Genomic DNA, 22,427 nt, shown 5'->3' with positions numbered 1-22,427 from the left:
ACCCTGCCCCGCCGTGCGCGGGACACCCGGCGGCGCCCGCACTGAGCGGGCGCCGTTGCCGTGCGGGGCCACCACGGGCCGAACCCGCGGTCCCGGCCCGGGCGGCGTCGTCCGGGAGGGTGTGCGGATGCGCGCCCACGGCGCGCGGAGAGGACGAGCACCACGTGTCAGACAGCGACCAGATGTCCCTTTTCGGGGCGGCGGCGGACCTCCCTCCGGCGTACCCGGACCGCGCCGCATGGGGCACGGCCCCCAAGCTGCGTGCGTGGCAGGCCGAGGCGATCCAGCGCTACGAGCAGGCGCAGCCGCGGGACTTCATGGCCGTGGCGACCCCGGGTGCCGGCAAGACCACCTTCGCGCTGACCGTGGCCAAGAAGCTGCACGACGCCGGCACGGTGCAGCGCGTCACGGTGGTCACGCCCACCGAGCACCTCAAGCGGCAGTGGGCGGACGCCGCGGCGCGGGTGGGACTCGCGATCGACCCCAACTTCAAGAACGCGGACGGTCAGCACGGCCGCGGCTACATGGGCGCCGCCGTGACCTATGCCCAGGTGGCGAACAAGCCGCTGCTGCACCGGGCGCGGACCGAGGCCGGGCGCACCCTCGTGATCATGGACGAGATCCACCACGCCGGTGACGCGCTGTCCTGGGGGGACGGGCTGCGTGAGGCGTTCGAGCCGGCCACCCGCCGCCTGGCCCTCACGGGCACGCCCTTCCGCTCGGACACCTCGCCCATCCCGTTCGTGCGCTACCAGGAGGACGGCGAGGGCATCCGCCGCTCCACCGCGGACTACACCTACGGCTACGGCAACGCGCTGCAGGACCACGTGGTGCGCCCCGTGATCTTCATGGCCTACTCGGGTCAGATGCGCTGGCGGACCTCGGCGGGGGAGGAGATGGCCGCGCAGCTGGGTGAGGGCTTCACCAAGGACATCACCTCGCACGCGTGGCGCACCGCCCTGGACCCGCAGGGCCAGTGGATCCCGTCCGTGCTGCGCGCGGCGGACCAGCGGCTCACCCAGGTGCGGCGCACCGTGCCGGACGCGGGCGCACTGGTGATCGCCACGGACCACCAGGACGCCAAGGCCTACGCCGAGCAGCTGCACGCCATTACTGGGGAGCGACCCACGGTGGTGCTCTCCGACGACAAGGCCGCCTCGAACAAGATCGACCGGTTCTCGGAGTCGGACAAGCGCTGGATGGTGGCCGTGCGCATGGTCTCCGAGGGCGTGGACGTCCCCCGGCTGGCCGTGGGCGTGTACGCGACCTCCACCTCCACGCCCCTGTTCTTCGCCCAGGCCGTGGGTCGTTTCGTGCGCGCCCGCAAGCGCGGGGAGACGGCATCGGTGTTCCTGCCGTCCGTCCCCACGCTGATGGCGCTCGCGAACTCCATGGAGGAGGAACGCGACCACGCCCTCGACAAGCCCAAGAGCGTGCCCGGTGTCGTGGACTTCGACCAGCCCATGGAGAGCGGCTGGGACGACGACCTGCTGGAGGAGGCCAACCGCGAGGACCGCGCGTCGTCGGCGCTCGCGCAGGGCAACTTCCAGGCCCTGGACTCGGACGCGTCCTTCCACGGGGTGCTCTTCGACGGCGGCGCGTTCGGCGGCGGCGCGGCCGTGGGGTCCGAGGAGGAGGCCGAGTACCTGGGCATCCCCGGTCTGCTGGACCCCGAGCAGGTCTCCGAGCTGCTGCGGGAGCGGCAGTCGCGCTCGGTGCAGAGGCAGGGCCGCGGTGCCGCGGAACCGGAGAAGCCCGCCGTTCCGGACCACCGCCGGCTCAAGGACCTGCGGGCCCAGCTGTCCAAGAACGTCTCGGCGTGGTCCGCGCGCACCGGCACACCGCACGGGGTGATCCACAACGAGCTGCGCACGAAGTGCGGCGGTCCGCCGGTGGCACAGGCCTCCGAGGAGCAGCTGAACGCGCGGATCGCGATGCTGCAGCGCTGGTTCATCGGCCGCAAGTGACGGGATCGGACGACGCCGCCCGGCCGGGTTCGCCCCGGCCGGGCGGCGTCCTCCGGCACACCGGCGGCGGTCACCGGGCACCTCGCGCAGGCCGGGCCGGCACCCGCTCAGGGTCGGCCGCAGGCTTCCGGCCCGGCCCCGAGCGGCGCGCCAGCCGGTGCCCGGCACTCACGGCAGGTCCGTGAGGACCTCCGCGCCGGTGTCCCGCAGCTCCGTGACGGCCCGTTCGCCGCCCTCGGCGGAGACGGGGGCCGTGAGCGGCAGCAGCACGCGGGTCTCGTACCCGGCCTCCACGGCGTCCTTCGCGGTGGCCAGCACGCAGTGGTCCAGGGCCAGGCCCACGACGTCCACGGCCTCGACATCCCGCTGCTGCAGCCAGTCGTCCAGGCTCACCCGGTCCTCGTCCGTGCTCTCCTCGGACTCGCCCATGGGCACGTCCACGTCCGGGGCGGACAGCGCCTCGAAACCCGAGTAGGCGGCGTCGTACGCGCCCTTGCGGAAGAACTCGGTGACGTGCTCGGTGTCGAGCTCCGGGTGGGTCTCCGCCCCGTGGGTCTCGGCCACGCAGTGGACGGGCCAGCTCGTGACCCAGTCCGGGGTCTCGCTGAAGTGCTCTCCCGGGTCCACGTGCCAGTCCTGGGTGGCGGCCACGGCCGCGTACTGTGCGTGGTGCTCCTCGAGGTACTCGGAGATCCCCGCGGCCACGGCCGCGCCGCCCGTCACGGCGAGACTGCCGCCCTCGCAGAAATCGTTCTGCACGTCCACGATCAGCAGTGCTGCGCGCACGGTGTCCTCCCTGGTCAGTGTTCGGTTCCGGGTTCGATCACGGTGGGGATCACGGGCTCCCCCTCGGAAAGCCGGCGGGCGGCCCGGGGCAGCTCCGCGACCGAGGCGGCGTGCCGCTCGCGCGCCCGCTGCACGGCGGCGGGTCCGGTGAAGCCGTCCCGCAGCTCACCGCCGGTGACGTAGTCGACGAGCAGGGGACGGTCGTCGCCGTCGTCCCGGGGCGTGTGGGACACGCCCACCATCTCGTGGGTGGCCACGCCCTGCGCATTGCGACGGCGCAGCGCGTACTTCTCCCCGCCCACGGACGCCTTCCCGGACGAGGCCTTCGCCACGGGCTCCATGGTGCCGGAGGCACCCTCGCGGGACACGAGCTTGTACACCATCGAGGACGTGGGCGCGCCCGATCCGGTGACGAGGCGGGTCCCCACGCCGTAGGCGTCCACGGGCGCGGCCCGCAGGCCGGCGATCGCGTACTCGTCCAGGTCGCTCGTGACCGTGATGCGGGTGTTGGAGTTGCCGTACTTGTCGAGCAGCGCCCGCACCGACGCGGCCTGGGTCACGAGATCCCCCGAGTCCAGACGGACGCCCCCCAGGTCCGGGCCCGCGATGTCCACGGCCAGGGAGACGGCCCGTTCGACGTCGTAGGTGTCCACGAGCAGCGTGGTGGACACCCCCAGTGCGTCCAGCTGGGCGCGGAAGGCCTGCTCCTCGGAGTCGTGGAGCAGCGTGAACGAGTGCGCCGCGGTGCCCACGGTCTTCACGCCGTAGCGGAAACCCGCCTCGAGGTTGGAGGTGGAGTCGAAGCCGGCGACCACGGCGGCGCGCGCGGCGGCCACGGCGGCCTGCTCGTGGGCGCGCCGCGATCCCATCTCGATGCAGGGGCGGTCGCCGGCGGCGCCCACCATGCGGGAGGCGGCCGATGCCACGGCGGAGTCGTAGTTGAGCACCGAGAGGATGTAGGTCTCCAGGACGCAGGCCTCCGCGAAGGAGGACTCCACGCTCAGCAGCGGGGAGTGCGGGAAGTAGGTCTCGCCCTCCGCGTACCCCCGGATCTGCCCCGTGAACCGGAAGTTCTCCAGATAGGCCACGGTGGCGGCGTCCACCACGTGCGTGTCCCGCAGGAAGCGCAGCTGCTCGTCCGTGAAGCGGAACTGCTCCAGGCCCTCCAGGATCCGGCCCACGCCGACGAGGACGCCGTAGCGGCGCCCGTGGGGCAGCCGGCGGGCGAAGACCTCGAAGACGCTGCGGCGGGACGCCGTGCCCGCCCGCAGCGCGGCCTGCAGCATGGTCAGCTCGTAGTGGTCCGTCAGCAGGGACGTGGACTGCGGGCGCCAGGAATACGTGTGATCGTTCACGGGGCCAGCCTAGTGGTCCGTCCGGCGTGCGCACATCCGCCGTCCCCGCGGCTACCATGGAGACGATGTCCACTCACCATGTCTCGGCCCACACGCCCGCTGCCGCGGTTCTGATGAGCGCGGCCCCCGTGGAGTCCCCGGAACTGACGCTCGCGGACGAGGCGGTGACCGCCATGAACGTGCCCTGGAACGTGGTGGTCTGGGACGATCCCGTGAACCTCATGAGCTACGTGGTGTACGTGTTCCGGGCGCACTTCGGCTACCCGGACGCCAAGGCTCGCACGCTCATGCTCGAGGTCCACCACAACGGCCGGTCGATCGTGTTCACGGGCTCGCTGGAGGAGGCCGAGACCCACGTGAGTGCCCTGCACGGCTACGGGCTGTGGGCCACGTACGAGAAGGCGGGGGAGAACTGATGGCACACGGTTTCAAGCGCACGCGCAAGGGCATCGTGGGCCGGTTCGAGGCCCCCGAGGTGCGGCTGCTGCAGAAGCTGTTCTCGGACGTCGGTGAGACGCTCGAACCCGAACCCCGCGCGGACCAGGACCCCCTCGAGACGCTCGTGGGATGGGACGAGGACGTCCCGGAGCCCACGGACCCCGCGCTGCGCAGGCTGCTGCCCGCGGCGTCGTCGGACCCGCAGGAGGCCGCCGAGTTCCGCAGGCTCACGGACCGGTCCCTGCGCGAACGCAAGACCGCGGCACTGCGGGCCTCCTCGCTCGCCCTGGAGTCCGAGCCCGTGGTGCTCACCGCCGAGCAGGCCCAGGACTTCGCGCGCTCGCTGAACGACGTCCGCCTGGTCCTCGCCTCCCGGTTGCGCATCGACTCCACGCAGGACGCCGAGCGCGTGGCGGGGCTGACCGACTTCGGGAAGGCCGACTCCGTGGAGGAGTACATGGGCGTGGTGTACAACTTCGTGTCCTGGCTGCAGGAATCGCTGATGACCGCGCTGCTGAAGACCCTGCCGTCCCGGTGATGCGGGATCCTCGGAACGGGACGACTCATGTGCCGGACGCCCCGCGGGACGCACTACAGTTTTCCGGTATGCATGCTGAGCGCGAACGTCCCACCGGCCCGAATCCCAACTCCCCCATCGGGGTGTTCGACTCGGGTGTGGGCGGGCTCACGGTGGCGCGCTCCATCATCGACCAGCTGCCCCACGAGGAGATCCTCTACGTGGGGGACACCGCCCACGGACCGTACGGGCCGCTGCCGATCGCCGAGGTGCGCTCCAACGCCCTGCGCATCATGGACGACCTCGTGGACTCCGGGGTCAAGCTGCTCGTGATCGCGTGCAACACCGCGTCCGCCGCGGTGCTGCGCGACGCCCGCGAGCGCTACACCCGCGGGTACGACATCCCCGTCACGGAGGTGATCCAGCCCGCGGTGCGCCGCGCGGTGGCCACCACGCGCACCGGACGGGTGGGCGTGATCGGCACGGAGGCCACCATCGGGTCCCGCGCCTACGAGGACACCTTCGCGGCCGCGCCGCAGCTGGACATCACCTCGGTGGCGTGCCCCGCCTTCGTGGAGTACGTGGAGCGCGGTGTGACCACCGGCCCGGAGCTGCTGCGCACCGCCCAGGAGTACCTGCAGCCGCTCAAGGACGCGCGGGTGGACACCCTCGTGCTCGGGTGCACCCACTATCCGCTGCTCACGGCGGTGATCTCCTACGTGATGGGCGAGAGCGTGAACCTGGTCTCCTCCGCGGAGGAGACCGCCCGGGACGTCTACCGCTCCCTCATGGACCACGGGCTCGAGCGGGATCCGCGGCTCGCCCCGCACCACGAGTTCCTGGCCACGGGGGACCCCGTCAGCTTCGAGGGTCTCGCCCAGCGCTTCCTGGGCCCCGAGGTGGTCCGCGTCCGGCACGCCGCATCGGTGGCCGAGCAGTACCCCACCGGTTCCCTCGCCACGATCCACCCGGTTCAGCGCTGAGCCGGCGGCAGAAAGGCCATACCCATGTTGCTCACCGTGGTCGGTAACTCCGGCAGCTTCCCGGGACCGGACTCGCCGGCCTCCTGCTACCTGGTGACGGGGGAGGACGCGGCCGGACGCACGTGGCGGATCGTGCTGGACATGGGCAACGGCGCACTGGGGGCCCTGCAGCGCTACGTGGACCTGCACACCATCGACGCCATCATGCTCTCCCACCTGCATCCGGACCACTGCGTGGACGTGGGCGGGCTGCACGTGGCGGTCAAGTGGGATCCCCGGGGCTGGCGAGGGGCGCGGATCCCGGTCTACGGGCCGTCCATGCTCCCGGGATACCTCAACCAGCTGCACATGCTCCCCGCGGAGCACTCCATGGACACGGAGTTCGACTTCCACGTGTGGCAGGCGGGGCGGTCCGTGACCGTGGGGCCGTTCACGGTGACGCCCCACGCGGTGAACCACCCGTGCCCCGAGCCCTTCGCGCTGCGCGTGGAGTACCGGGGTCCGAACGGCACCGAGGTCCTCACCTACTCCGGGGACACCGACGCGTGCGACGAGCTCGTCAGCGCCGCCCGGGACGCGGACGTGTTCCTGTGCGAGGCCGCGTACGAGGAGGGCCGGGAAGACCACCTGCGCGGCATCCACCTCACGGGCAGGCGCGCCGGTGAGACCGCCGACGCCGCGGGTGCGCGTCGGCTGCTGCTCACGCACCTGCCCGTGTGGAACGATCCGCGGACCACGGAGGCGGAGGCCGCGGGCGTGTACCACGGAGCCGTGTCCGTGGCGCGGGTGGCCACCACCTACGACGTCGCCGGGCCGACCGATCGTTCGTTCGACGCGTTGTCACCCGCGGGGCCCGGAGACTAGGCTGATCCGCATGACTTCGCCCACCGATCCGGCACATTCCTCGGCACAGCACACCGGGGAGGGCGCGGGTACATCCGGCGTGGTCCGCGCGGACGGCCGGGCGGTGGCAGAGCTGCGGCCCATCACGATCACCCGCGGCTGGTCCGAGCAGGCGGAGGGCTCCGCGCTCATCGAGTTCGGCGGCACCCGGGTGCTGTGCACCGCGTCCCTCACCGAGGGCGTGCCCCGCTGGCTCAAGGGGCAGGGGCGCGGCTGGGTCACAGCCGAGTACGCCATGCTCCCCCGGGCCACCTCCACCCGCTCCGCACGCGAGTCCGTCAAGGGCAAGATCGGCGGTCGCACCCACGAGATCTCCCGGCTGATCGGCCGGTCCCTGCGCTCGATCATCGACCTCGAGGCGCTGGGCGAGAACACCGTGGTGCTCGACTGCGACGTCCTGCAGGCCGACGGCGGCACGCGTACCGCCTCCATCACGGGCGCGTACGTGGCGCTCGCCGAGGCCATCACGTGGGCCCACGAGAACGGTGTCCTCAAGCCCCGGGTGAATCCGCTGACCGACTCGGTGGCCGCCGTGTCCGTGGGGATCATCGACGGCGTGCCCATGCTGGACCTGCCCTACGTGGAGGACGTCCGCGCCGAGACGGACATGAACGTGGTGGTGACCGGCTCCGGCGACTTCGTGGAGGTCCAGGGCACGGCGGAGGGCGTTCCGTTCCGCCGGGACGAGCTGGACTCCCTGCTGGACCTCGCGGTGGCGGGGTGCGCACAGCTCGCGGAGATCCAGCGTCAGACCCTGGAGACCACCCGTGACCGGTGAACCGCGGGGCGCCCGTGTGGTGCTCGCAAGCCAGAACCAGGGCAAGGTCCGGGAGCTGCGGGCCATGCTCGCGGACGCGGGGATCACGGATCCCACCGCGGTGGTGGACGCGCGGGCGGCGGGGCTGAGCGACGTCGTCGAGACCGGGGTGACCTTCCAGGAGAACGCGCTGCTCAAGGCCCGGGCGGCCGCGGCGGAATCGGGTCTGATCGCGCTCGCGGACGATTCCGGACTGGCGGTGGACGTGATGGGCGGGGCACCCGGCATCTTCTCCGCGCGCTGGTCCGGCACCCACGGCGACGACGCCGCGAACCTGGAGCTGCTGCTCGCCCAGCTGCACGACATCGCGCCCGAGAACCGGCGCGCGAGGTTCGTGTGCGCGGCCGCGGTGGTGGACCCGGGCGGTGCCGAGCACGTGGTGCTCGGGGAGCTGCCCGGATGGATCCTCACGGAGCCCGCGGGTGAGAACGGGTTCGGCTACGACCCCGTCTTCGCCCCGGAGGGGGAGGACGGCCGCAGCTGCGCACAGCTGAGCCCCGAGCACAAGAACCGGATCAGCCACCGGGCGCGGGCCATGCAGGCCATTCTGCCGCTCCTGGTGGAACTGCTCCGCGAGAACGGCGCGACCACCGCACCCGCCCGTGTCAGTGATCCGGGGCACGAGGCCTGACCCGTGACGTTCGCGTGTGGCTACCTCCCCTTCGCCGGAGCCGTGGAAGCGGTCCTGGTGGAGGCCGGTGTCCACGTGGACCGCTCGGAGTGGGAGCTGCACGCGGGAGGTTCCGCGCACATCGTGGTCAACGCGGGCCACGTGATGAGCGTGCGCATCGCCAAGAACCCCACGTCCGGGGAGAACGTCCGCAGGCGCACGCGCGCCCTGGCGCGGCTGCCGGAGTTCGACTTCGCGGTGCCCCGTCCCCTCACCCCCGTGGTGCGGGACGGACGCTACACGGCAGTGGGCATGACCTGGATTCCCGGTGCGCCGCGTGCCCCCGGTTCGGCGGACCCCCGGGAGCTGCGTCGGGTCCTCGAGCAGCTCCGGGACGCGGACGCTCGTGCCGCAGAACCGTGGCTCGACCGTCCGGGGCAGCACTGGGGCGGTCATCGCCGGCGCCACGTCCTGCTGGAACAGGTCCTCCCGCGGCTGCTGCCGCGCAACCGCGCGCGGGCCATGCAGGCCATCGAGGACCTCGTGGCACTGGACACCGCCGAGCCGCACCTGGTGCACGGGGATCTCATGGGCTCCAACATGCTGTGGCAGGGAGATCGCCTCGTGGGTGTGATCGACTGGGACCACGCATGCCTGAGCGACCCCGCGTACGACGTCGCGTCCCTCGGTCTGTGGTTCGGGTGGCGCAGCGTGCGGGGGGCCGTGGATGAACGGAGCTTCGAGCGCGCCCGCCTGCATGCCCGGATCTTCCCGCTGCAGGCCGTCGCGTACGCGCTGCACCACGAGCTCGACACCGCCCAGGTGCGGCAGGCGGTGGAGAAGGCCGACGCCTGGTACGAGACGCGGGCCATGGCCGCCATTTGACCGGCGCCGACGTGTCTGAGACGGCCCCTACCCTGTAACGGTGCCCGTCAGCTTCACCGCCATAGACTTCGAGACCGCCAACCGCAGCCTTGCCTCCGCATGCGCCCTGGGGGTGGTCAGGGTCAGGGACGGCGAGGTGGTCGACACCCGGTACTCCCTCATCCGGCCCCCGGTGGGTCACGACGCGTTCGAGGCGGGCAACGTGCGGATCCACGGCATCCGACCCTCGGACGTCACGGGTGCGCCCACCTTCGACCGGCTCTGGGACTGGATGTGCGAGAACATCGCCCCCTCGGACCCGGATGCCGTGCTGGTGGCCCACAACGCCGTGTTCGACACCGGGGTGATCAAGGCCGCCAACCACGCCTGCGGGGGGCGACCGCGACCCTGGGAGTACGCGTGCACCCTGCGACTCTCCCGCGCGGCGTACTCCCTGCGTTCCTACGCGCTGCCCTCGGCGTCCCGCGCGGCGGGGGCGGAAGTGGTGGACCACCACAATGCGCTCAGCGACTCGCTGGCGTGCGCGGGCATCGTGCTGGATCTCGCCCGCCGCAGCGGGGCCCGGAGCATGGCGGAGCTCACCGCCCACTACGGGGTGCGGATGCAGCGGGCCGAGCTCTAGGCCACGGGCGGCGTCACGCACCGCTCTTGCACGGCGTGGACCCTGCCGTGGGACCCACGACGGGACGGGTCCCTGCGCGGCGGCCCACGACAGGTGGGCCCCTGCCCTGGGACCTACCGCACGCGGCGTCCGGAGCGCGGGTCGGCCTCGACCCCGCTCGCAAGCCCGGGGGAGACCGGCGCGATCGGGTGGGACGCTGACTCAGGGACGCCAGCGGGCGTTCCACTCCCGCGCGAGGATCAGCAGCTCCGCGCGGACATCCCGTTCCCCGGTGGCGGTGGTGTCCGCCCTCGTCTTCTCGGACGCGGCCACGGGATCGGTGGCCGGGGCATCTGACGCGGCGTCGAGTCCCCAGCGGGCTGCGGCCACGGTCAGGGCCACGGTCCGCGCCGCCTCCAGCGTCGCCGATTCCCTGGGAAGAGCAACCAGCGCGCGAGACGCGATGCCGTCGCCGGAACCCGCCGGGTGGCCCGGGTGCTCATCTGCGGCGTGCAGGACGGCCGCGAACCCGAGGGCCAGTGCGTGCGACGCCGCGTGCTGGCCCTCCGGAGTAGTCGAGGTGTCGAGCAGGGCGTCCCGCGAGCGGGCGTCACAGCACCGTGCCAGGAGATCGCGCGTGACGGGTGCCGGTCGGGTCATCAGGGCGCAGACACGCCTCGTCTCCGCCACCACGTGCCCGAGGGCAGCGCCGGTGTCCCTCGCGCGGAATGCCGCGTGGACCGCGAGGGCCATGCCGGCTGCTGCGGTCTGCGCCTCGGCACTGCCGTGGGTGATGGCAGCCGAATCCACGGCGAGGGCCACGAGGGACTTCCACCCGATGTTCGGCAGCAGTCCGTACGGAGCCGTGCGAGCCAGCACCTCAGGGCTTCCCCCCAGGGGCAGGACGGGGCGGGCCACCTCGCCGAGCCGGCCCGTGGCCAGGGCGGTGAAGCTGTCACCCGCGTGCTCACCCGGCCGGGCCAGGAGGGGGAAGTCCCGGTCGAAGTCGTCTGCGGGAGGGTGCGGGGCGTCGTCGAACAGGTGCGCACCGTTGGCCACGGCCCAGCGCAGGTAGGAGAGCCATGCGCAGGCCGTGGGGTCCGCCGCCTGCCCGTCGTTCGCCCACCGGGCCACCTCGTTGAGTGCGTTCACCGTGCGGGCCGCGAGCTGGGTCGCCTCGCCCGCACCGGCCCGGGGCTGCACGGACCACGGCGCGAGCACCACGCTGCGGACGAAGATGGGATAGTCCGCCGCCGACGCGTCCAGTCCGCGGTCGCGGTCCAACAGTTCGGGTTCGGGCACTGAAGTCATGCCTCCAGTGTAGGAAGTGCCGCGGGCCAGTCCGTCAGCGGGTGCCACCGGGGCAGCCGACACCCGCGGGGTTGCTGCGGCAGTCGTCGGCGACATTGTGCACGGTGGCGCGCCAGACGCTCAGCCCGACCGCGGGGGAGACCACCTGGTTGTAGCCGGCCACGGGCTGCCAGCCGGTGTCCGCGATGTTGTACTCCCCGTAGAACGAGGTGGTCAGGGTGACGGAGTAGTCCCCGGTCCTCGCGTAGACGTGCGAGGTGTCGGTGGGAACGTCCCACGCGCCGTCCGGCAGCGGCGCGCCGCTCAGCGGTGTGGGGCCCAGCGTGGTTCCGTCCCCGTAGTTCCAGGTGTACTGCACCGGATACGCGCGGACCGCCACGGGATAGCCCCCCAGGGTGGTGGTGAACGTCTGGGGCTGCGCCACGGCGAACACGTTCGTGTTCATGTTCTTCAGGGTGTCCGGCGCGGGTTGCACGTGGTTCTCGGCCGGCGCCACGGCCAGGCGCTGGAAGTCCTCGAGCGTGAACACGGGAAGGGGCACATAGCCACTGTCGTCGGCGTCCGCCGCTTGGGCGTCGGCCACACACATCTGCGTGCCGCGTGCCGAGCGCGAACCCTCCGAGGCACCGCCGACCACGATGTCCATGTTCACCCCGGCAGTCCCGGAGTCGTCGGTGCATTCTTGCGCGGCTCGGCAGCGTTTCAGCGCCGCGCCCTTGTCATCCGTGCACGGATCCTGCAGACCGTAGACCGTCTTGTTCTTGGCGGTGTCCATGAGCCGGGCGTTGAAGAAGATGGAGTCGTCGTCGGACATGAGGCGATCCCGCAGGGCCTTCTGAAATGCGGGGTCGGTGTCGGGATTCCATGCAATAATCGCGGCTGACTGTGATTTATTGCCTTGATCTTGTTTGGCACCGGTAGCTCGAAAACCTGTTTCACCTGACGCATAGCGCTCCGAAACTTTTAAATTTATCATTGCGCCCAATGCAGAAGCCGAAGAGTCTATACCGCCTTCGGCGCGGGCCGCACCAAAGCCTGTTGGGGGATCTGCATCCTCGGCCCATGATGGGCCAAGGCCTGCCATTGAAAGAATCACAAAGACGAGAAAAACTATTCTGCTCAGATTCTTCACTACATCGACCCCCGCGGCGAGGCCGTAAGGTATCTCCACGTACCGGACTCGTAATAGACGTAGGTGTCGAAACGTTCACTTAAATTAAAGGGCTCTTGGCGTTCAGTAATCCGCCGATTTTTGACCACGATTAACCCAGAACTTTTTATGGCTACAGGTAGGTTGTACCCGCCATCGGCCCTTTTTGCGAACGAATCATCTGCTATTTTTTCAATCTCATGACCACCTGCGCCCCAATGCCCCTTGCTATAAATTGTGTCGAAATGGTTATATTGTTTTGTGCATTCTACGCAGTCCGTCGACGTCACTTCCCGAATGAGTGACGTATCACCAGTCTGAATTGAGTACCACTGCGCATCCGCCCGGTAGTTCAGGAACGCCTGCGCGCCCGCCTCGGTCTCCTCGCTCGCCTCGGCGGGCATGACGGGTTTCGGGACGTTGCGGGCGGGGTGTTCGAGGGTGGCGGGTTCGTAGTCGTCGGGCACCTTCTGCCCGGTGGCGAGAACCGTGGGCTCCTCCGGGCGCCAGTCCTCCGGCAGCGCGGTGGTGCTCGCATCGGTTGAAGCGCTCGGTGAGGATGCCTGGGTGCTCGTGGAGGCGGCGTCGGCGGACCGGGTGGGGGAGACGGACGCGGAAGGGCTGCCGCTGGAACCCGCACCGGTCTCCCCGGTCCCGCAACCGGCCAACGGGAGAGCGGCGCAGCAGGCCAGGGCCGCTGCCGTGAAAGCTCCTCTGGTCGATCTCGCGTGCGGCATCCCCATGAATTCCCCCTGTGTCGTGATGCCGGTGTGACGTACCGGACATTTCCCAGAGCATAGGACCCCGAACGCGCGCACGGGCCGCCGACCGGGCAATTGTGGACAGCGCAGAACATGCACCTGCATGACCGCTGGTCAGAGGCCCCCTGCGGCGGGGAACGGCACCGCAATATTCGCGCTTGTTGCAATCAGGGGACGTGCCGTGGCGGCCCCGGTGCGACGGCGTCGCACAGCGGCTCGGCCGCGCGGGTCACCGCGACCATCCACGCTGCACACCTCCGTCCGGGATCGCTGCGGGTGTCCGAGACGCCCGTTACATTGACCCCATGCTGTTCCTGCACACCTCCGACTGGCACCTCGGCCGTACCTTCCACGGCGTGGACATCCTGGACCTCCAGGCCCGCGCAATGGCGGAGATCGTGGGGTGGGTGGAGCAGCACACGGTGGACGTGGTGCTGGTCTCGGGGGACGTGTACGACCGCGCCCAGCCGCGCACCGAGGTGGTGGAGCTGCTGAACCGCACTCTCGCGGACATCCGTGCGGCCGGGGCGCACGTGGTCCTCACCAGCGGCAACCACGACTCGCCCGCCCGGCTGGGCTTCGGCTCCCGGATCATGTCCCACGGCGGGGTCCACCTGCTCACCGCGCTCGCGGACGCCGCACGACCCGTGCTGTTCTCGCCCCGGGGGAACGGAGGCGTGGTGTGCCGTACGACGTCGCACGGTCCAGCGGACGGGACTCTCGCCGCCCCTGCGGGAGGGGTTGTGCCGGCCAGCTCCACCGTGGCCGTCTACGGCATCCCGTACCTCGAACCCCGCGCCGCGGCGACCGTGCTGGACTGCGCACCAACCCACCAGGCGGTGCTCGGTGCGGTGATGGAGCGCATCGATGCCGACCGGCAGCGCCGCGGTGTCGCTGCGTCCGTGGTCATGGCGCACGCCTTCGTCACGGGATCCCAGACCACGGACTCGGAGCGGATCGTGGACTCAGGCGGGCTCGGAACGGTGTCCGCGGACATCTTCACGAACCACGAGTACGCGGCGCTGGGGCACATCCACCGGCGGCAGCGCATCACGGACGCCGTGCGCTACAGCGGCTCGCCCGTGGCCTATTCGTTCTCGGAGGCCGGCCACCCCAAGGGCGCGTGGCTCGTGGCCGTGGACGGTGACGGGGCCCGTGAGGTCACGGCCCTGGACCACGCGGCGGGCCTGAAACTGTCCCGGCTGAAGGGTGCCCTGGAAGCCCTGCTGGGCGATCCGGATCTGGCCGGGGCGGAGGACGCGTGGTGCCAGGTGGTCCTGACGGATGCCGAAAGACCTGCCGCGGCCATGGAGCGGATCCGGACCCGCTTCCCCCGCACCGTGGAACTGCGCTGGGAGCCGGAGGGCGGCAAGACCCTCACTCCCCGTGCATACGGCGCGCGAGTGGCGGATGTCGCAAGCCCCGAGGAACTGTGCGCCCGGTTCTTCGAACACGTGCGCCGGCGTGCCCTCTCCCCGGAGGAAGCGGCTGAGATGGCCAGCGCCGTCGCCGCAGTGCAGGACAGAGGAGCCACCCAGTGAAGCTGCACCGCATGGAGATCACCGCGTTCGGACCGTTCGCCGGACGCGAGACCATCGACTTCGACACCCTCAACGAGGCGGGCGTGTTCCTGCTGAACGGGGAGACCGGGTCCGGCAAGACGAGTGTCCTGGACGCGATCTGCTTCGCGCTCTACGGTTCCGGACCCACCACGGCGGCCAAGGGCGGACGCAAGGCCCAGCACAGCGACCACGCCGATCCGCACACCGGCCCTCGCGTGGAGGTGGAGTTCACCGCCGGCGGACGGCGCTGGCACGTGAGCCGCACCCCCGCCTGGCGTGAACCGTCCAAGCGCGCGGCGTCGGGCTGGAGCGACCGCCACGCCACGGTCCTGCTGCGGGAACACGCCCAGGGTGAATGGGTGGAGCGCGGCTACCGCCCGGATGACGTGGGACAGCTGATCCATCACGCGGTGGGGCTGGACCGCGAGCAGTTCACCCAGGTTGTGATGCTTCCCCAGGGGCAGTTCGCCCGTTTCCTCCAGGCGGGTTCCAAGGAACGCGAGGAGCTGCTGGAGAAGCTGTTCGGGACGGACGTCTACGCCGAGATTCAGGAGGAGCTCAAGGCACGGGCGGACGACGCCCGCACGGAGCTGCGAACGGCCGAGGCCGAGGTGCACCGCACCGACGAGTTGCTGGAACGGTTCCGGGAGCGCCTGGTGCGGGCGCGCACGCAGCTGCCGGAAGCCGCCCGGTGCCACGTCCCGGGTGCCGGGACGGCGTCGTCGGGGGACGGAGTGCCGGACGATGGCCCGCTCCCGGAACGGCACGCCGATGCAACCGCGACGGCCCAGTCCCACCCGAGCGCGGCGGAAGATCCGGGGGAAACACCGCGGCACGCGGGGGAGGTGTCCGCACCCGAGAACCCGCGCGCGGAGGCGCTCCAGCGCTGGAGCCGGCTGACGTCCGAGGGTCGCGACCTCGTGGAAGAGGTGGGCCACGCGCGCGACCGGGCGGCAGCGGCACACACCGAGGCCCAGCGGCGCGTCACACGACTGGAAGCCATGCGGGATGTCGTGTCCCGGCACCAGATCCTGACGGAGCGCAGGAAAGAGCTCGCGCGCGATGCGGACCGGGTCGAGACCACGGAACGACGACTGCGTGAGCACGCGGCTGCGCAGGATCTCCAGGAGGTCCTGGAGGCGGCCCGACGAACAGCGGAGCGGGTAGTGGATCACGAGGCCACCGTGTCCCGGCTGCGGCGCGCACTCGCGGCGGACACGGACACCGGACGGGCGGGGCGCGAGGTCCTGGAGTCGCGGGGGGACCTGCTGGACGCTCTCCAGGAGGACACTGCCGTGCCGGACGGTCTGCACGAGGCCGCCGTGGCCGCTCGCGAGACCGCGCGGAGCCTCGTGGACCGCGAGCAAGCCCTGGAGGAGGACCGGGCCGAGGCGCAGCGCGAGCGGGAGCGGATCCGTGATCTGGAGGCGCGGACGCAGCGGGCGGGAGCGGAGCTGGTCGCCGCACGGGAGGAGCTGGCCGCCTGCGAGCAGGTCCGGGAGGAGCTGACCGCCAGCACCAGGGACGAGGCCCTCGTCCGGGAACGGGCCCGCACGTGTCAGCAGGCCGTCACCGCGAGCCGGGAGTACGAACGGGCACGGATTCTCGAGACCGAACGCGCGCGGGACTACGAGCGGGACGAGACGGCACGTCGCGCCGCGGCCAACCGCGTGGAGGAACTGGAGACCCGGAGGTACGCCCATGCCGCGGCCACCCTCGCGGGAGAGCTGACCGCCGGAGAGCCGTGCCCTGTGTGCGGATCCACGGCGCATCCGCAGCCGGCGACATCCGGGAGCGGCTCGGAGGTCACCGCCGCCGTCCTGGACGGCGCACGGGCCGAGCGGGAAGCGGCCCAGAGCACGGTGGACCGCTCGCACGCCGTGTGGCGGGAGGCGCAGCGGGCGGCAGCGGAGGCTTTGGCGCGCGGAGCGGACCCCGACCTCGAGGCCGTCGTGGAACGGGCACGCCTGGCTCAGCGGGCCGAAGCGGAGCTGGAAGAGCGGCTCGAGCGGCTGAGCCGGAACGTTGCGGAGATCGCCGGGGCGCGTGAACGCGTGGTCGCGGTCGAAGGGGAGAGCCACCGCCTGGGCACGGAGGCGGCCGGGGCGCGCAGCCGTGCCGAGCTCCTGGAGCAGCGCTGTGTCCGGGAGCGCCGGGACGTGACGGAGCAGCTGCGGGGCTTCGCCACGGCCACGGCATTCCTGGACGGGGCCGAGAACCTCGTGCGCACCGTCACCGAGCTGGAGCGGGAGCAGCGCGCGTTGGACGCGGCGCGGCTGGAGGACCGTGCCGCGCAGGAGGCTCTGCGCAGAGCCCTGGACGCGTCGCCGTTCCAGAGCCCGCAGGACGTGGCCGATGCACTGCTGGAGTCGTCACGCGCAGCGGAATGGACGGCCTGGCTCGAGTCGCGGCACCGGGAGCAGGCGGCAGTGGACGCCGAACTCGCCACGCACGACATGCAGCGGGTGGGTCGCCTCACGCCCGAGGAACGAGGCGAGTGCACGCAGGAGGCCGTGACCAGGGCCGTGGCGGACAGCGCCGAACGCGAAGCGCTCCGGGACCGGCTCACCCGAGAACTCGGCGGACTGCAGGCACTCGTTGCGGACATCACCTCCTGCGCGGACCAGGTGCCGGGACACGAGGAGGCCTACCGGCGTGCCCGTGACCGGTCGGTGCGCATGAGCGGGTTGGCGGACGTCGCAACGGCCACGTCCCCCGAGAACTCCCTGCGGATGACCCTCACCTCCTTCGTGCTCGCGGCCAAGCTGGAGCAGGTCGCCGCCGTGGCCTCCGAGCACCTGGCGAGGATGTCCTCGGGGCGGTTCACGCTCGTCCACACGGACGAGACCCGGGGCGGCGGCAAGTCCGGCCTCGGACTCGAGATCGACGATTCGTGGACCGGGGCCCGCCGGGGCACCGAGACCCTGTCCGGGGGCGAGTCGTTCTTCACGTCGCTGGCGCTGGCGCTGGCCCTCGCGGATGTGGTGCGCGCGGAAGCGGGAGGTCGCGACATCGACACGCTCTTCGTGGACGAGGGATTCGGGTCCCTGGACGAGGAGACACTGGAACAGGTGCTCGAGACCCTGGACGGGCTGCGCCGCGACGGCAGGGTGATCGGTGTGGTGTCCCACGTGAGCGAGATGAAGCAGCGCATCGACACCCAGCTGCGGGTCGTCAAGACACCCCAGGGTTCACACCTGGAGGTCACCGCGGGCCGGTGGACCCCCGCGTAGGCTGAGCTCGTGAACACTGCGCTCCATCCGTCGGCCGAGGACAGGGTCGTCGACGCACTCACCCCGCGTGCGCGCCGGGTCCGCAGCGACCAGCAGCTCGGGGTCATCACCCTGCTGCTGCGGCTGCCCCAGATCATGGCCCCGCTGGGCGTTCTCACGTGGATCGCGGTCTCGGCCTCCTCCGCGTGGGCGGCGGCCCTAGCGTCCGCGGCGCTTTGCCTCGGGATGGCCGTGTGCGGGTTGGGCATGGCCCTGTTCGCCACCGTGAGGTGGCGCCTGTGGGCGCTGGCCGCGGTCTCCGTGGTCCAGGGCGTCGTGATGTGGCAGCTCTCCGGCGTGGACGTCCCCGTGATGTCCACCGTCTCGGAGGCCGCTCCCGTGTTCGTCCCGTTCTTCGTGGCGGGACTGTCCCTGGCGCCCATGGGGCTCGCCGCCCGGCTCCGCTGGGCCTCGGTGCTCGAGGGCGAAGGGCGCCCCGAGGCGTTCAGCGCGGCGATGCGGCGGGAATCCGTGAACGAGGCACTGGCCACGGTGCTGGGTGCAGCCCTCACGGGGTTGCTGGCCGTGGTGGCGGGCCCGTCCTCGGTGCTGCGGATGTCCGCGGTCCTGTCCGTGGTGATCATGGCCCTGTTCGTGCTCCACCCCTCCGCCCGCCACCCCCAGGCCAACAGGCCGATCATGCTGTGGCGCCGTGACCGCGGGGCCACCCGCACGCAGCAGCGCGCCGGCTACCGGCTGCGCCACGGGCTGCTGTACGGGATCGGCGCGCTGAACGCCCTGCTGGGAGCGGCCCAGGGGTGCCTGGCCGTCTACTCGGTGTCCCTGGACACCGTGGCGAGCATGGGCGTGATGTACGCGCTGCTGGGTTTCGGTGCGGCCGTGGGATCCACCCTGGCCGTGCGCTTCCGGCACCGCGTCACCGCGGTCAACATGTGGGTGCTGGTGGCCACCGGCGCCCTGCTGACCTCCATGCTGCTGTCCGGCCCCTCGGGCACCCTGGGGTACTCGGTGGTTCTCCTGGCCGTGGGTTTCTTCTCGGGCCCGTGTCTGCTGTGCATCCACAGCTCCGCGGGCCAGGTGGACATGGCCCACGGCTACCTCGGTCTGGTGGCGCTCATGAACGTGGTCACGGGAGCCGCCACCGCGCTGGGCCTGATCGTGTGCGCCTACCTGGGTGTGCACTACGACTACATGTCCGCCGCCATGGCTCCCGTGGGCGCGGCCATGCTGCTGCTGGGTTCCGCACTGCTCTTCAGCTACGGCCTGCGCCGCGCGCCCGGCCCCGAGCCCAGGATCTGAGTTCACACCGACCGGTACGACGACGCCGCCCGGGCCGGGTTCGCGTGGCACCCGGCCCGGGCGGCGGCATCGGGGCTCACGGTGCCCGGAGGCACCAGTAAGCCCCGGGCGGACTCAGTGGCCCCGGGCGATCCACTCCCCCAGATGGGGTTTTTCCTCGCCGATGCTCGTGGCATCACCGTGGCCCGTGAGTACGAGGGTGTCCTCCGGCAGCGTGAACAACCGCTTGTCGATGGACTCGATGATGGTGGGAAAGTCCGAGAAGGACCGCCCCGTGGCGCCGGGCCCGCCCTGGAACAGGGTGTCGCCGGTGAACACCACGCCGTGCTCCCCGAGATCCGGGGCGTGGAACACCACGGACCCGGGGGAGTGCCCGGGGGTTGCGAGGACCGTGAAGGCCACGGTTCCCGCAGTGATCTCCTGCCCGTCCCGCAGCGGCTCGGGCTCGGAACCCTCCGGGTAAACGCTGTGCCACAGCATGAGGTCCTCGTGGTTCATCATCACGGGTGCGTCGGTTCCGGCCCGCTCCACGAACTCCCGGACCGCCCTGATGTGGTCGTCGTGGCCGTGGGTCAGCAGCACGTGGGTCACCGTGCGCCCACCCACCGCGGCGAGCACGGCGTCGGGGTCGTGAGCGGGGTCGATCACGACGCACTCGGCCTGGTTGCCCACGACCCACACGTTGTTCTCCACGTCCCAGGTCTGGCCGTCCAGGCTGAAGGTCCCCTCGGTCACGCAGTTCTGCACGGTCACGCCACCGCGGGGATCGGTGAGGACGGTGCTCGGTTGCCGCGTCATCGGTCGAGCTCCACCACGGAGCGCAGGACCTTGCCGGACTTCATGGTCTCGAAGGCCGCGTCGACGTCGTCGAGGGCGATGCGCTCGGAGACGAACGCGTCCAGGTCCAGGCGACCCAGGACGTACTGGTCCACGAGCATCGGGAAGTCGCGCGACGGCAGGGTGTCCCCGTACCACGCGGACTTGATGGAACCGCCGTGGGAGAAGACCTCGTCCAGCGGGATCTCCGCCACGGTGCCCGGATCCGGCACCCCCACGAGGACCATGCGGCCCGCGAGGTCACGGGCCCGGAACGCCTGCATGAAGGTGTCCGCCACGCCCACGGCGTCGATCACGAGGTCCGCGCCGTGGCCGCCGGTGAGCTCCCGGATCCCGGCCACGGGATCCGCCGAGCGGGAGTTGATCACGTGCGTGGCCCCGAGGCGCTGAGCGGTGCCCAGCTTCTCGTCGTCCACGTCCACGGCGATGATGGTGGTGGCACCGGCCAGGGCGGCACCGGCCACCGCTGCGGTGCCCACACCGCCGCAGCCGATCACGGCCACGGACTCACCGCGCTTGACCGCACCGGTGTTGATGGCCGCGCCGATCCCGGCGGTCACGCCGCAGCCCAGCAGACCCACCGCGGCGTACTGCTCGTCCTGCAACGTGGTGTCGATCGGAGTGCACTGCCCGGCGGCCACGAGGGTCTTCTCGGTGAAGGCGCCGATGCCCAGTGCGGGCTCCAGATCGGTGCCGTCCTCCAGGGTCATCTTCTGGGTGGCGTTGTGCGTGTCGAAGCAGTACCACGGCTCGCCACGTCGGCATGCGCGGCACTCCCCGCACACGGCGCGCCAGTTGAGGATCACGTGATCGCCCACGGACACCTCGGTGACGCCCTCGCCCACGGCGCTGACCACGCCGGTGGCCTCGTGGCCCAGCAGGTACGGGAAGTCGTCCCCCACGCCGCCCACCTTGTAGTGCAGGTCCGTCTGGCACACACCGCACGTGAGCACGTCCACCAGTGCCTCACCGGGCCCCGGATCGGGGACCAGGATGGTCTCCACGGTTGCGGGCCCGTTCTTGGCCCTGACCACTACGCCCTTGACCTTGTGCATGCAATTGCCTCCGTCATCGTGCTCGCTTGCCTGTCGTTCCCAGTATGCGCGGTGGGTCGTCCCGGGCGCACCGCAGCCGCGGACCCGTTCGCCCCGCGAGGAAAACGACGCCGCTCGGCACCGGCTCGCGGACGGGAACGGGGCCCGCACGGTCTGACCGTGCGGGCCCCGGATCCGGTCACCGCGGTGACCGGCACTGCGCGGCTCAGGTGTCCTGCGAGTAGTCCACGTGCTCGGTGCGCAGCCGGATCTTGCGCCCCTGTGCCTCGAGCTTCTCCTCCTTGTCCCGCAGCTTCTTCACCTGGGTGGTGTCGCGGGGCGGCAGCTGGATGGTCTGCTCGGCCCGGATGCCGCCCTGCAGCTGGCGGCCGCGTTCCAGCTCGGCGTCCACCTCGGCGCCGAGCAGCAGGACGTTGTTCATGATCCACAGTCCCAGCAGCAGGATGATCACGGAGCCGATGACGCCGTAGGTGGCGTTGTACTTGGCGAAGTTCGCCACGTAGAAGGCGAAGGCGAGGCCCGCCACGATCATGAACACCAGGGCAACGGCCGCACCAGGGCTCATCCAGCGGAACTTGGGCTGCTTCACGTTGGGGGTCGCGTAGAACAGGATGGCGATGAGCAGCACCAGCAGGAACAGGATCACGGGGATCTTGGCCCAGTTCCACACGGTGACGGTGGTGGAGCCCAGACCCACGGCGTCCCCGAGGGTCTGTGCCAGATCACCCGAGAGCAGCACCATGAACATCACGGCGGCCACGATCAGCACGAGCACCAGGGTGATGAGCAGCATGGTGGGCCTGAGCTTCCAGAACGGGCGACCCTCGGCCACCTCGTAGATCCGGTTCATGGCCCGTGCGAAGGCGCCGGTGTACCCGGACGCGGTCCACAGTGCGCCCAGAACACCCACCACGAGCGCGAGACCGGCCCCGGACTGCGTTGTCAGCTGCGAGATGGGATCCGAGAGCAGCTCCACGAGAGCCGAGGGGGCGTACTGGTTCAAGAAGTCCAGGATGGCCTTGGTGGTGGCCTCACCCTGACCGAACACCCCGAGCAGCGACACCAGCGCCAGCAGTGCCGGGAACACGGACAGGACGGCGAAGTACGTGAGAGTGGCGGCGAGGTCCGTGCATCCGTCCTTGGTGAACTCCGAGAACGCACGCTTGAAGATGTATCCCCAGGACTGACTCTTGAGCTGGGCGGGGGAGTCGGGTTTGGAGTCGTGGTCCGGGTGCGGGGCGGCGTCCTCCCGGGCCTCCGTGGACTCCAGGTTCTCAGCGGTCATGGGGTCCTCTCGAGGGGCGGATGCGGTGGCTGCACAACGCAGCCTCACACAGTAGTTTACTGACTCCGACCC

General features: G+C 71.0%; 21 protein-coding genes. 13 read left to right on the top strand and 8 right to left on the bottom strand.

Annotated elements, in window-relative coordinates:
* Positions 1 to 182 precede the first annotated feature (182 nt).
* Positions 183 to 1,967, top strand: coding sequence for a DEAD/DEAH box helicase (locus C1C97_RS03105; protein WP_121029949.1), 1,785 nt, complete (start codon positions 183 to 185; stop codon positions 1,965 to 1,967).
* A 168-nt stretch (positions 1,968 to 2,135) separates the two neighbouring features.
* Here C1C97_RS03105 and C1C97_RS03100 read toward each other — a convergent pair whose 3' ends face one another.
* Positions 2,136 to 2,753, bottom strand: a complete 618-nt coding sequence (locus C1C97_RS03100) for an isochorismatase family protein (RefSeq protein WP_121029948.1) — start codon at positions 2,751 to 2,753, stop codon at positions 2,136 to 2,138.
* A gap of 14 nt (positions 2,754 to 2,767) precedes the next feature.
* Positions 2,768 to 4,108 carry a nicotinate phosphoribosyltransferase gene (locus C1C97_RS03095; RefSeq protein WP_121029947.1) on the bottom strand — a complete coding sequence of 447 codons (1,341 nt, stop codon included), beginning with the start codon at positions 4,106 to 4,108 and terminating at the stop codon, positions 2,768 to 2,770.
* Positions 4,109 to 4,173: 65 nt separating this feature from the next.
* On the opposite strand from C1C97_RS03095, the gene clpS reads away from it, so the two are divergent.
* The 8 genes from clpS (at position 4,174) to C1C97_RS03055 (ending at position 9,883) form a co-directional block, all read left to right on the top strand.
* Complete coding sequence (gene clpS, locus C1C97_RS03090; protein ID WP_121029946.1) at positions 4,174 to 4,524, top strand: ATP-dependent Clp protease adapter ClpS; 351 nt, start codon at positions 4,174 to 4,176, stop codon at positions 4,522 to 4,524.
* Positions 4,524 to 5,084, top strand: a complete 561-nt coding sequence (locus tag C1C97_RS03085; protein ID WP_121029945.1) for a DUF2017 domain-containing protein — start codon at positions 4,524 to 4,526, stop codon at positions 5,082 to 5,084. The genes clpS and C1C97_RS03085 overlap by 1 nt, the downstream gene beginning before the upstream one ends.
* Before the next feature lie 68 nt (positions 5,085 to 5,152).
* Positions 5,153 to 6,046 (top strand): glutamate racemase, encoded by an 894-nt coding sequence (gene murI, locus C1C97_RS03080; RefSeq protein ID WP_121029944.1) that lies wholly within the window; start codon positions 5,153 to 5,155, stop codon positions 6,044 to 6,046.
* Positions 6,047 to 6,070: 24 nt separating this feature from the next.
* Positions 6,071 to 6,910, top strand: a complete 840-nt coding sequence (locus C1C97_RS03075; protein WP_121029943.1) for an MBL fold metallo-hydrolase — start codon at positions 6,071 to 6,073, stop codon at positions 6,908 to 6,910.
* A 10-nt stretch (positions 6,911 to 6,920) separates the two neighbouring features.
* Positions 6,921 to 7,727 carry a ribonuclease PH gene (rph, locus tag C1C97_RS03070; RefSeq protein ID WP_233542685.1) on the top strand — a complete coding sequence of 269 codons (807 nt, stop codon included), beginning with the start codon at positions 6,921 to 6,923 and terminating at the stop codon, positions 7,725 to 7,727.
* Positions 7,717 to 8,397, top strand: a complete 681-nt coding sequence (gene rdgB, locus C1C97_RS03065; RefSeq protein WP_121029941.1) for an RdgB/HAM1 family non-canonical purine NTP pyrophosphatase — start codon at positions 7,717 to 7,719, stop codon at positions 8,395 to 8,397. Before rph ends, rdgB begins: the two co-directional genes overlap by 11 nt.
* Before the next feature lie 3 nt (positions 8,398 to 8,400).
* Positions 8,401 to 9,261, top strand: a complete 861-nt coding sequence (locus C1C97_RS03060) for a phosphotransferase (protein ID WP_121029940.1) — start codon at positions 8,401 to 8,403, stop codon at positions 9,259 to 9,261.
* A 40-nt stretch (positions 9,262 to 9,301) separates the two neighbouring features.
* Complete coding sequence (locus tag C1C97_RS03055) at positions 9,302 to 9,883, top strand: 3'-5' exonuclease (protein WP_110919692.1); 582 nt, start codon at positions 9,302 to 9,304, stop codon at positions 9,881 to 9,883.
* Positions 9,884 to 10,084: 201 nt separating this feature from the next.
* On the opposite strand, the gene C1C97_RS03050 is transcribed toward C1C97_RS03055, so the two are convergent.
* The 3 genes from C1C97_RS03050 to C1C97_RS12135 all read right to left on the bottom strand — a co-directional run bounded on the left by C1C97_RS03050 (position 10,085) and on the right by C1C97_RS12135 (position 12,790).
* A complete protein-coding gene (locus C1C97_RS03050) occupies positions 10,085 to 11,173 on the bottom strand; it encodes an ADP-ribosylglycohydrolase family protein (RefSeq protein WP_121029939.1) in 1,089 nt (362 codons plus the stop codon).
* Between the two features lie 34 nt (positions 11,174 to 11,207).
* Positions 11,208 to 11,987: a PKD domain-containing protein gene (locus C1C97_RS03045; RefSeq protein WP_121029938.1), complete on the bottom strand. Its 780-nt coding sequence runs from the start codon at positions 11,985 to 11,987 to the stop codon at positions 11,208 to 11,210.
* A 317-nt stretch (positions 11,988 to 12,304) separates the two neighbouring features.
* The gene (locus C1C97_RS12135) at positions 12,305 to 12,790 is read right to left on the bottom strand and encodes a DUF6318 family protein (RefSeq protein WP_147406040.1); all 486 of its coding nucleotides are present in this window, start codon (positions 12,788 to 12,790) and stop codon (positions 12,305 to 12,307) included.
* Between the two features lie 10 nt (positions 12,791 to 12,800).
* Between C1C97_RS12135 and C1C97_RS03040 the strand changes: the two genes are divergently transcribed.
* The 4 genes from C1C97_RS03040 to C1C97_RS03025 all read left to right on the top strand — a co-directional run bounded on the left by C1C97_RS03040 (position 12,801) and on the right by C1C97_RS03025 (position 19,178).
* Positions 12,801 to 13,097, top strand: a complete 297-nt coding sequence (locus C1C97_RS03040; protein ID WP_147406039.1) for a hypothetical protein — start codon at positions 12,801 to 12,803, stop codon at positions 13,095 to 13,097.
* A 292-nt stretch (positions 13,098 to 13,389) separates the two neighbouring features.
* On the top strand, positions 13,390 to 14,625 hold the full coding sequence (locus C1C97_RS03035; RefSeq protein ID WP_110919955.1) for an exonuclease SbcCD subunit D: 1,236 nt from the start codon (positions 13,390 to 13,392) through the stop codon (positions 14,623 to 14,625).
* The gene (locus C1C97_RS03030) at positions 14,622 to 17,879 is read left to right on the top strand and encodes an AAA family ATPase (RefSeq protein ID WP_233542684.1); all 3,258 of its coding nucleotides are present in this window, start codon (positions 14,622 to 14,624) and stop codon (positions 17,877 to 17,879) included. The genes C1C97_RS03035 and C1C97_RS03030 overlap by 4 nt, the downstream gene beginning before the upstream one ends.
* Before the next feature lie 9 nt (positions 17,880 to 17,888).
* Positions 17,889 to 19,178 (top strand): MFS transporter, encoded by a 1,290-nt coding sequence (locus C1C97_RS03025; RefSeq protein WP_233542683.1) that lies wholly within the window; start codon positions 17,889 to 17,891, stop codon positions 19,176 to 19,178.
* A 114-nt stretch (positions 19,179 to 19,292) separates the two neighbouring features.
* On the opposite strand, the gene C1C97_RS03020 is transcribed toward C1C97_RS03025, so the two are convergent.
* The 3 genes from C1C97_RS03020 to C1C97_RS03010 form a co-directional block, all read right to left on the bottom strand.
* Complete coding sequence (locus C1C97_RS03020) at positions 19,293 to 19,976, bottom strand: MBL fold metallo-hydrolase (protein WP_121029937.1); 684 nt, start codon at positions 19,974 to 19,976, stop codon at positions 19,293 to 19,295.
* On the bottom strand, positions 19,973 to 21,070 hold the full coding sequence (locus C1C97_RS03015) for an S-(hydroxymethyl)mycothiol dehydrogenase (RefSeq protein ID WP_121029936.1): 1,098 nt from the start codon (positions 21,068 to 21,070) through the stop codon (positions 19,973 to 19,975). Before C1C97_RS03015 ends, C1C97_RS03020 begins: the two co-directional genes overlap by 4 nt.
* A gap of 205 nt (positions 21,071 to 21,275) precedes the next feature.
* Positions 21,276 to 22,355: a YihY/virulence factor BrkB family protein gene (locus tag C1C97_RS03010; protein WP_121029935.1), complete on the bottom strand. Its 1,080-nt coding sequence runs from the start codon at positions 22,353 to 22,355 to the stop codon at positions 21,276 to 21,278.
* Between the last annotated feature and the right edge of the window lie 72 nt (positions 22,356 to 22,427).

Origin of the sequence: Kocuria tytonis (genome assembly GCF_003226895.2) — a bacterium.
GTDB classification, from domain to species: domain Bacteria; phylum Actinomycetota; class Actinomycetes; order Actinomycetales; family Micrococcaceae; genus Kocuria; species Kocuria tytonis.
The sequence above is the reverse complement of the archived record's forward strand: the minus strand, read 5'-3'. Positions and strand labels throughout refer to the sequence as shown.

Excerpts from the sequence above, each read along its gene's own strand:
- C1C97_RS03010 (WP_121029935.1), bottom strand. The coding sequence starts at position 22,355 with ATGACCGCTGAGAACCTGGAGTCCACGGAGGCCCGGGAGGACGCCGCC.
- C1C97_RS03015 (WP_121029936.1), bottom strand. The coding sequence starts at position 21,070 with ATGCACAAGGTCAAGGGCGTAGTGGTCAGGGCCAAGAACGGGCCCGCA.
- murI (WP_121029944.1), top strand. The coding sequence starts at position 5,153 with ATGCATGCTGAGCGCGAACGTCCCACCGGCCCGAATCCCAACTCCCCC.
- C1C97_RS03035 (WP_110919955.1), top strand. The coding sequence starts at position 13,390 with ATGCTGTTCCTGCACACCTCCGACTGGCACCTCGGCCGTACCTTCCAC.
- C1C97_RS03085 (WP_121029945.1), top strand. The coding sequence starts at position 4,524 with ATGGCACACGGTTTCAAGCGCACGCGCAAGGGCATCGTGGGCCGGTTC.
- C1C97_RS03020 (WP_121029937.1), bottom strand. The coding sequence starts at position 19,976 with ATGACGCGGCAACCGAGCACCGTCCTCACCGATCCCCGCGGTGGCGTG.
- C1C97_RS03075 (WP_121029943.1), top strand. The coding sequence starts at position 6,071 with ATGTTGCTCACCGTGGTCGGTAACTCCGGCAGCTTCCCGGGACCGGAC.
- clpS (WP_121029946.1), top strand. The coding sequence starts at position 4,174 with ATGTCCACTCACCATGTCTCGGCCCACACGCCCGCTGCCGCGGTTCTG.
- rph (WP_233542685.1), top strand. The coding sequence starts at position 6,921 with ATGACTTCGCCCACCGATCCGGCACATTCCTCGGCACAGCACACCGGG.
- C1C97_RS03105 (WP_121029949.1), top strand. The coding sequence starts at position 183 with ATGTCCCTTTTCGGGGCGGCGGCGGACCTCCCTCCGGCGTACCCGGAC.
- C1C97_RS03050 (WP_121029939.1), bottom strand. The coding sequence starts at position 11,173 with ATGACTTCAGTGCCCGAACCCGAACTGTTGGACCGCGACCGCGGACTG.
- C1C97_RS03045 (WP_121029938.1), bottom strand. The coding sequence starts at position 11,987 with ATGTCCGACGACGACTCCATCTTCTTCAACGCCCGGCTCATGGACACC.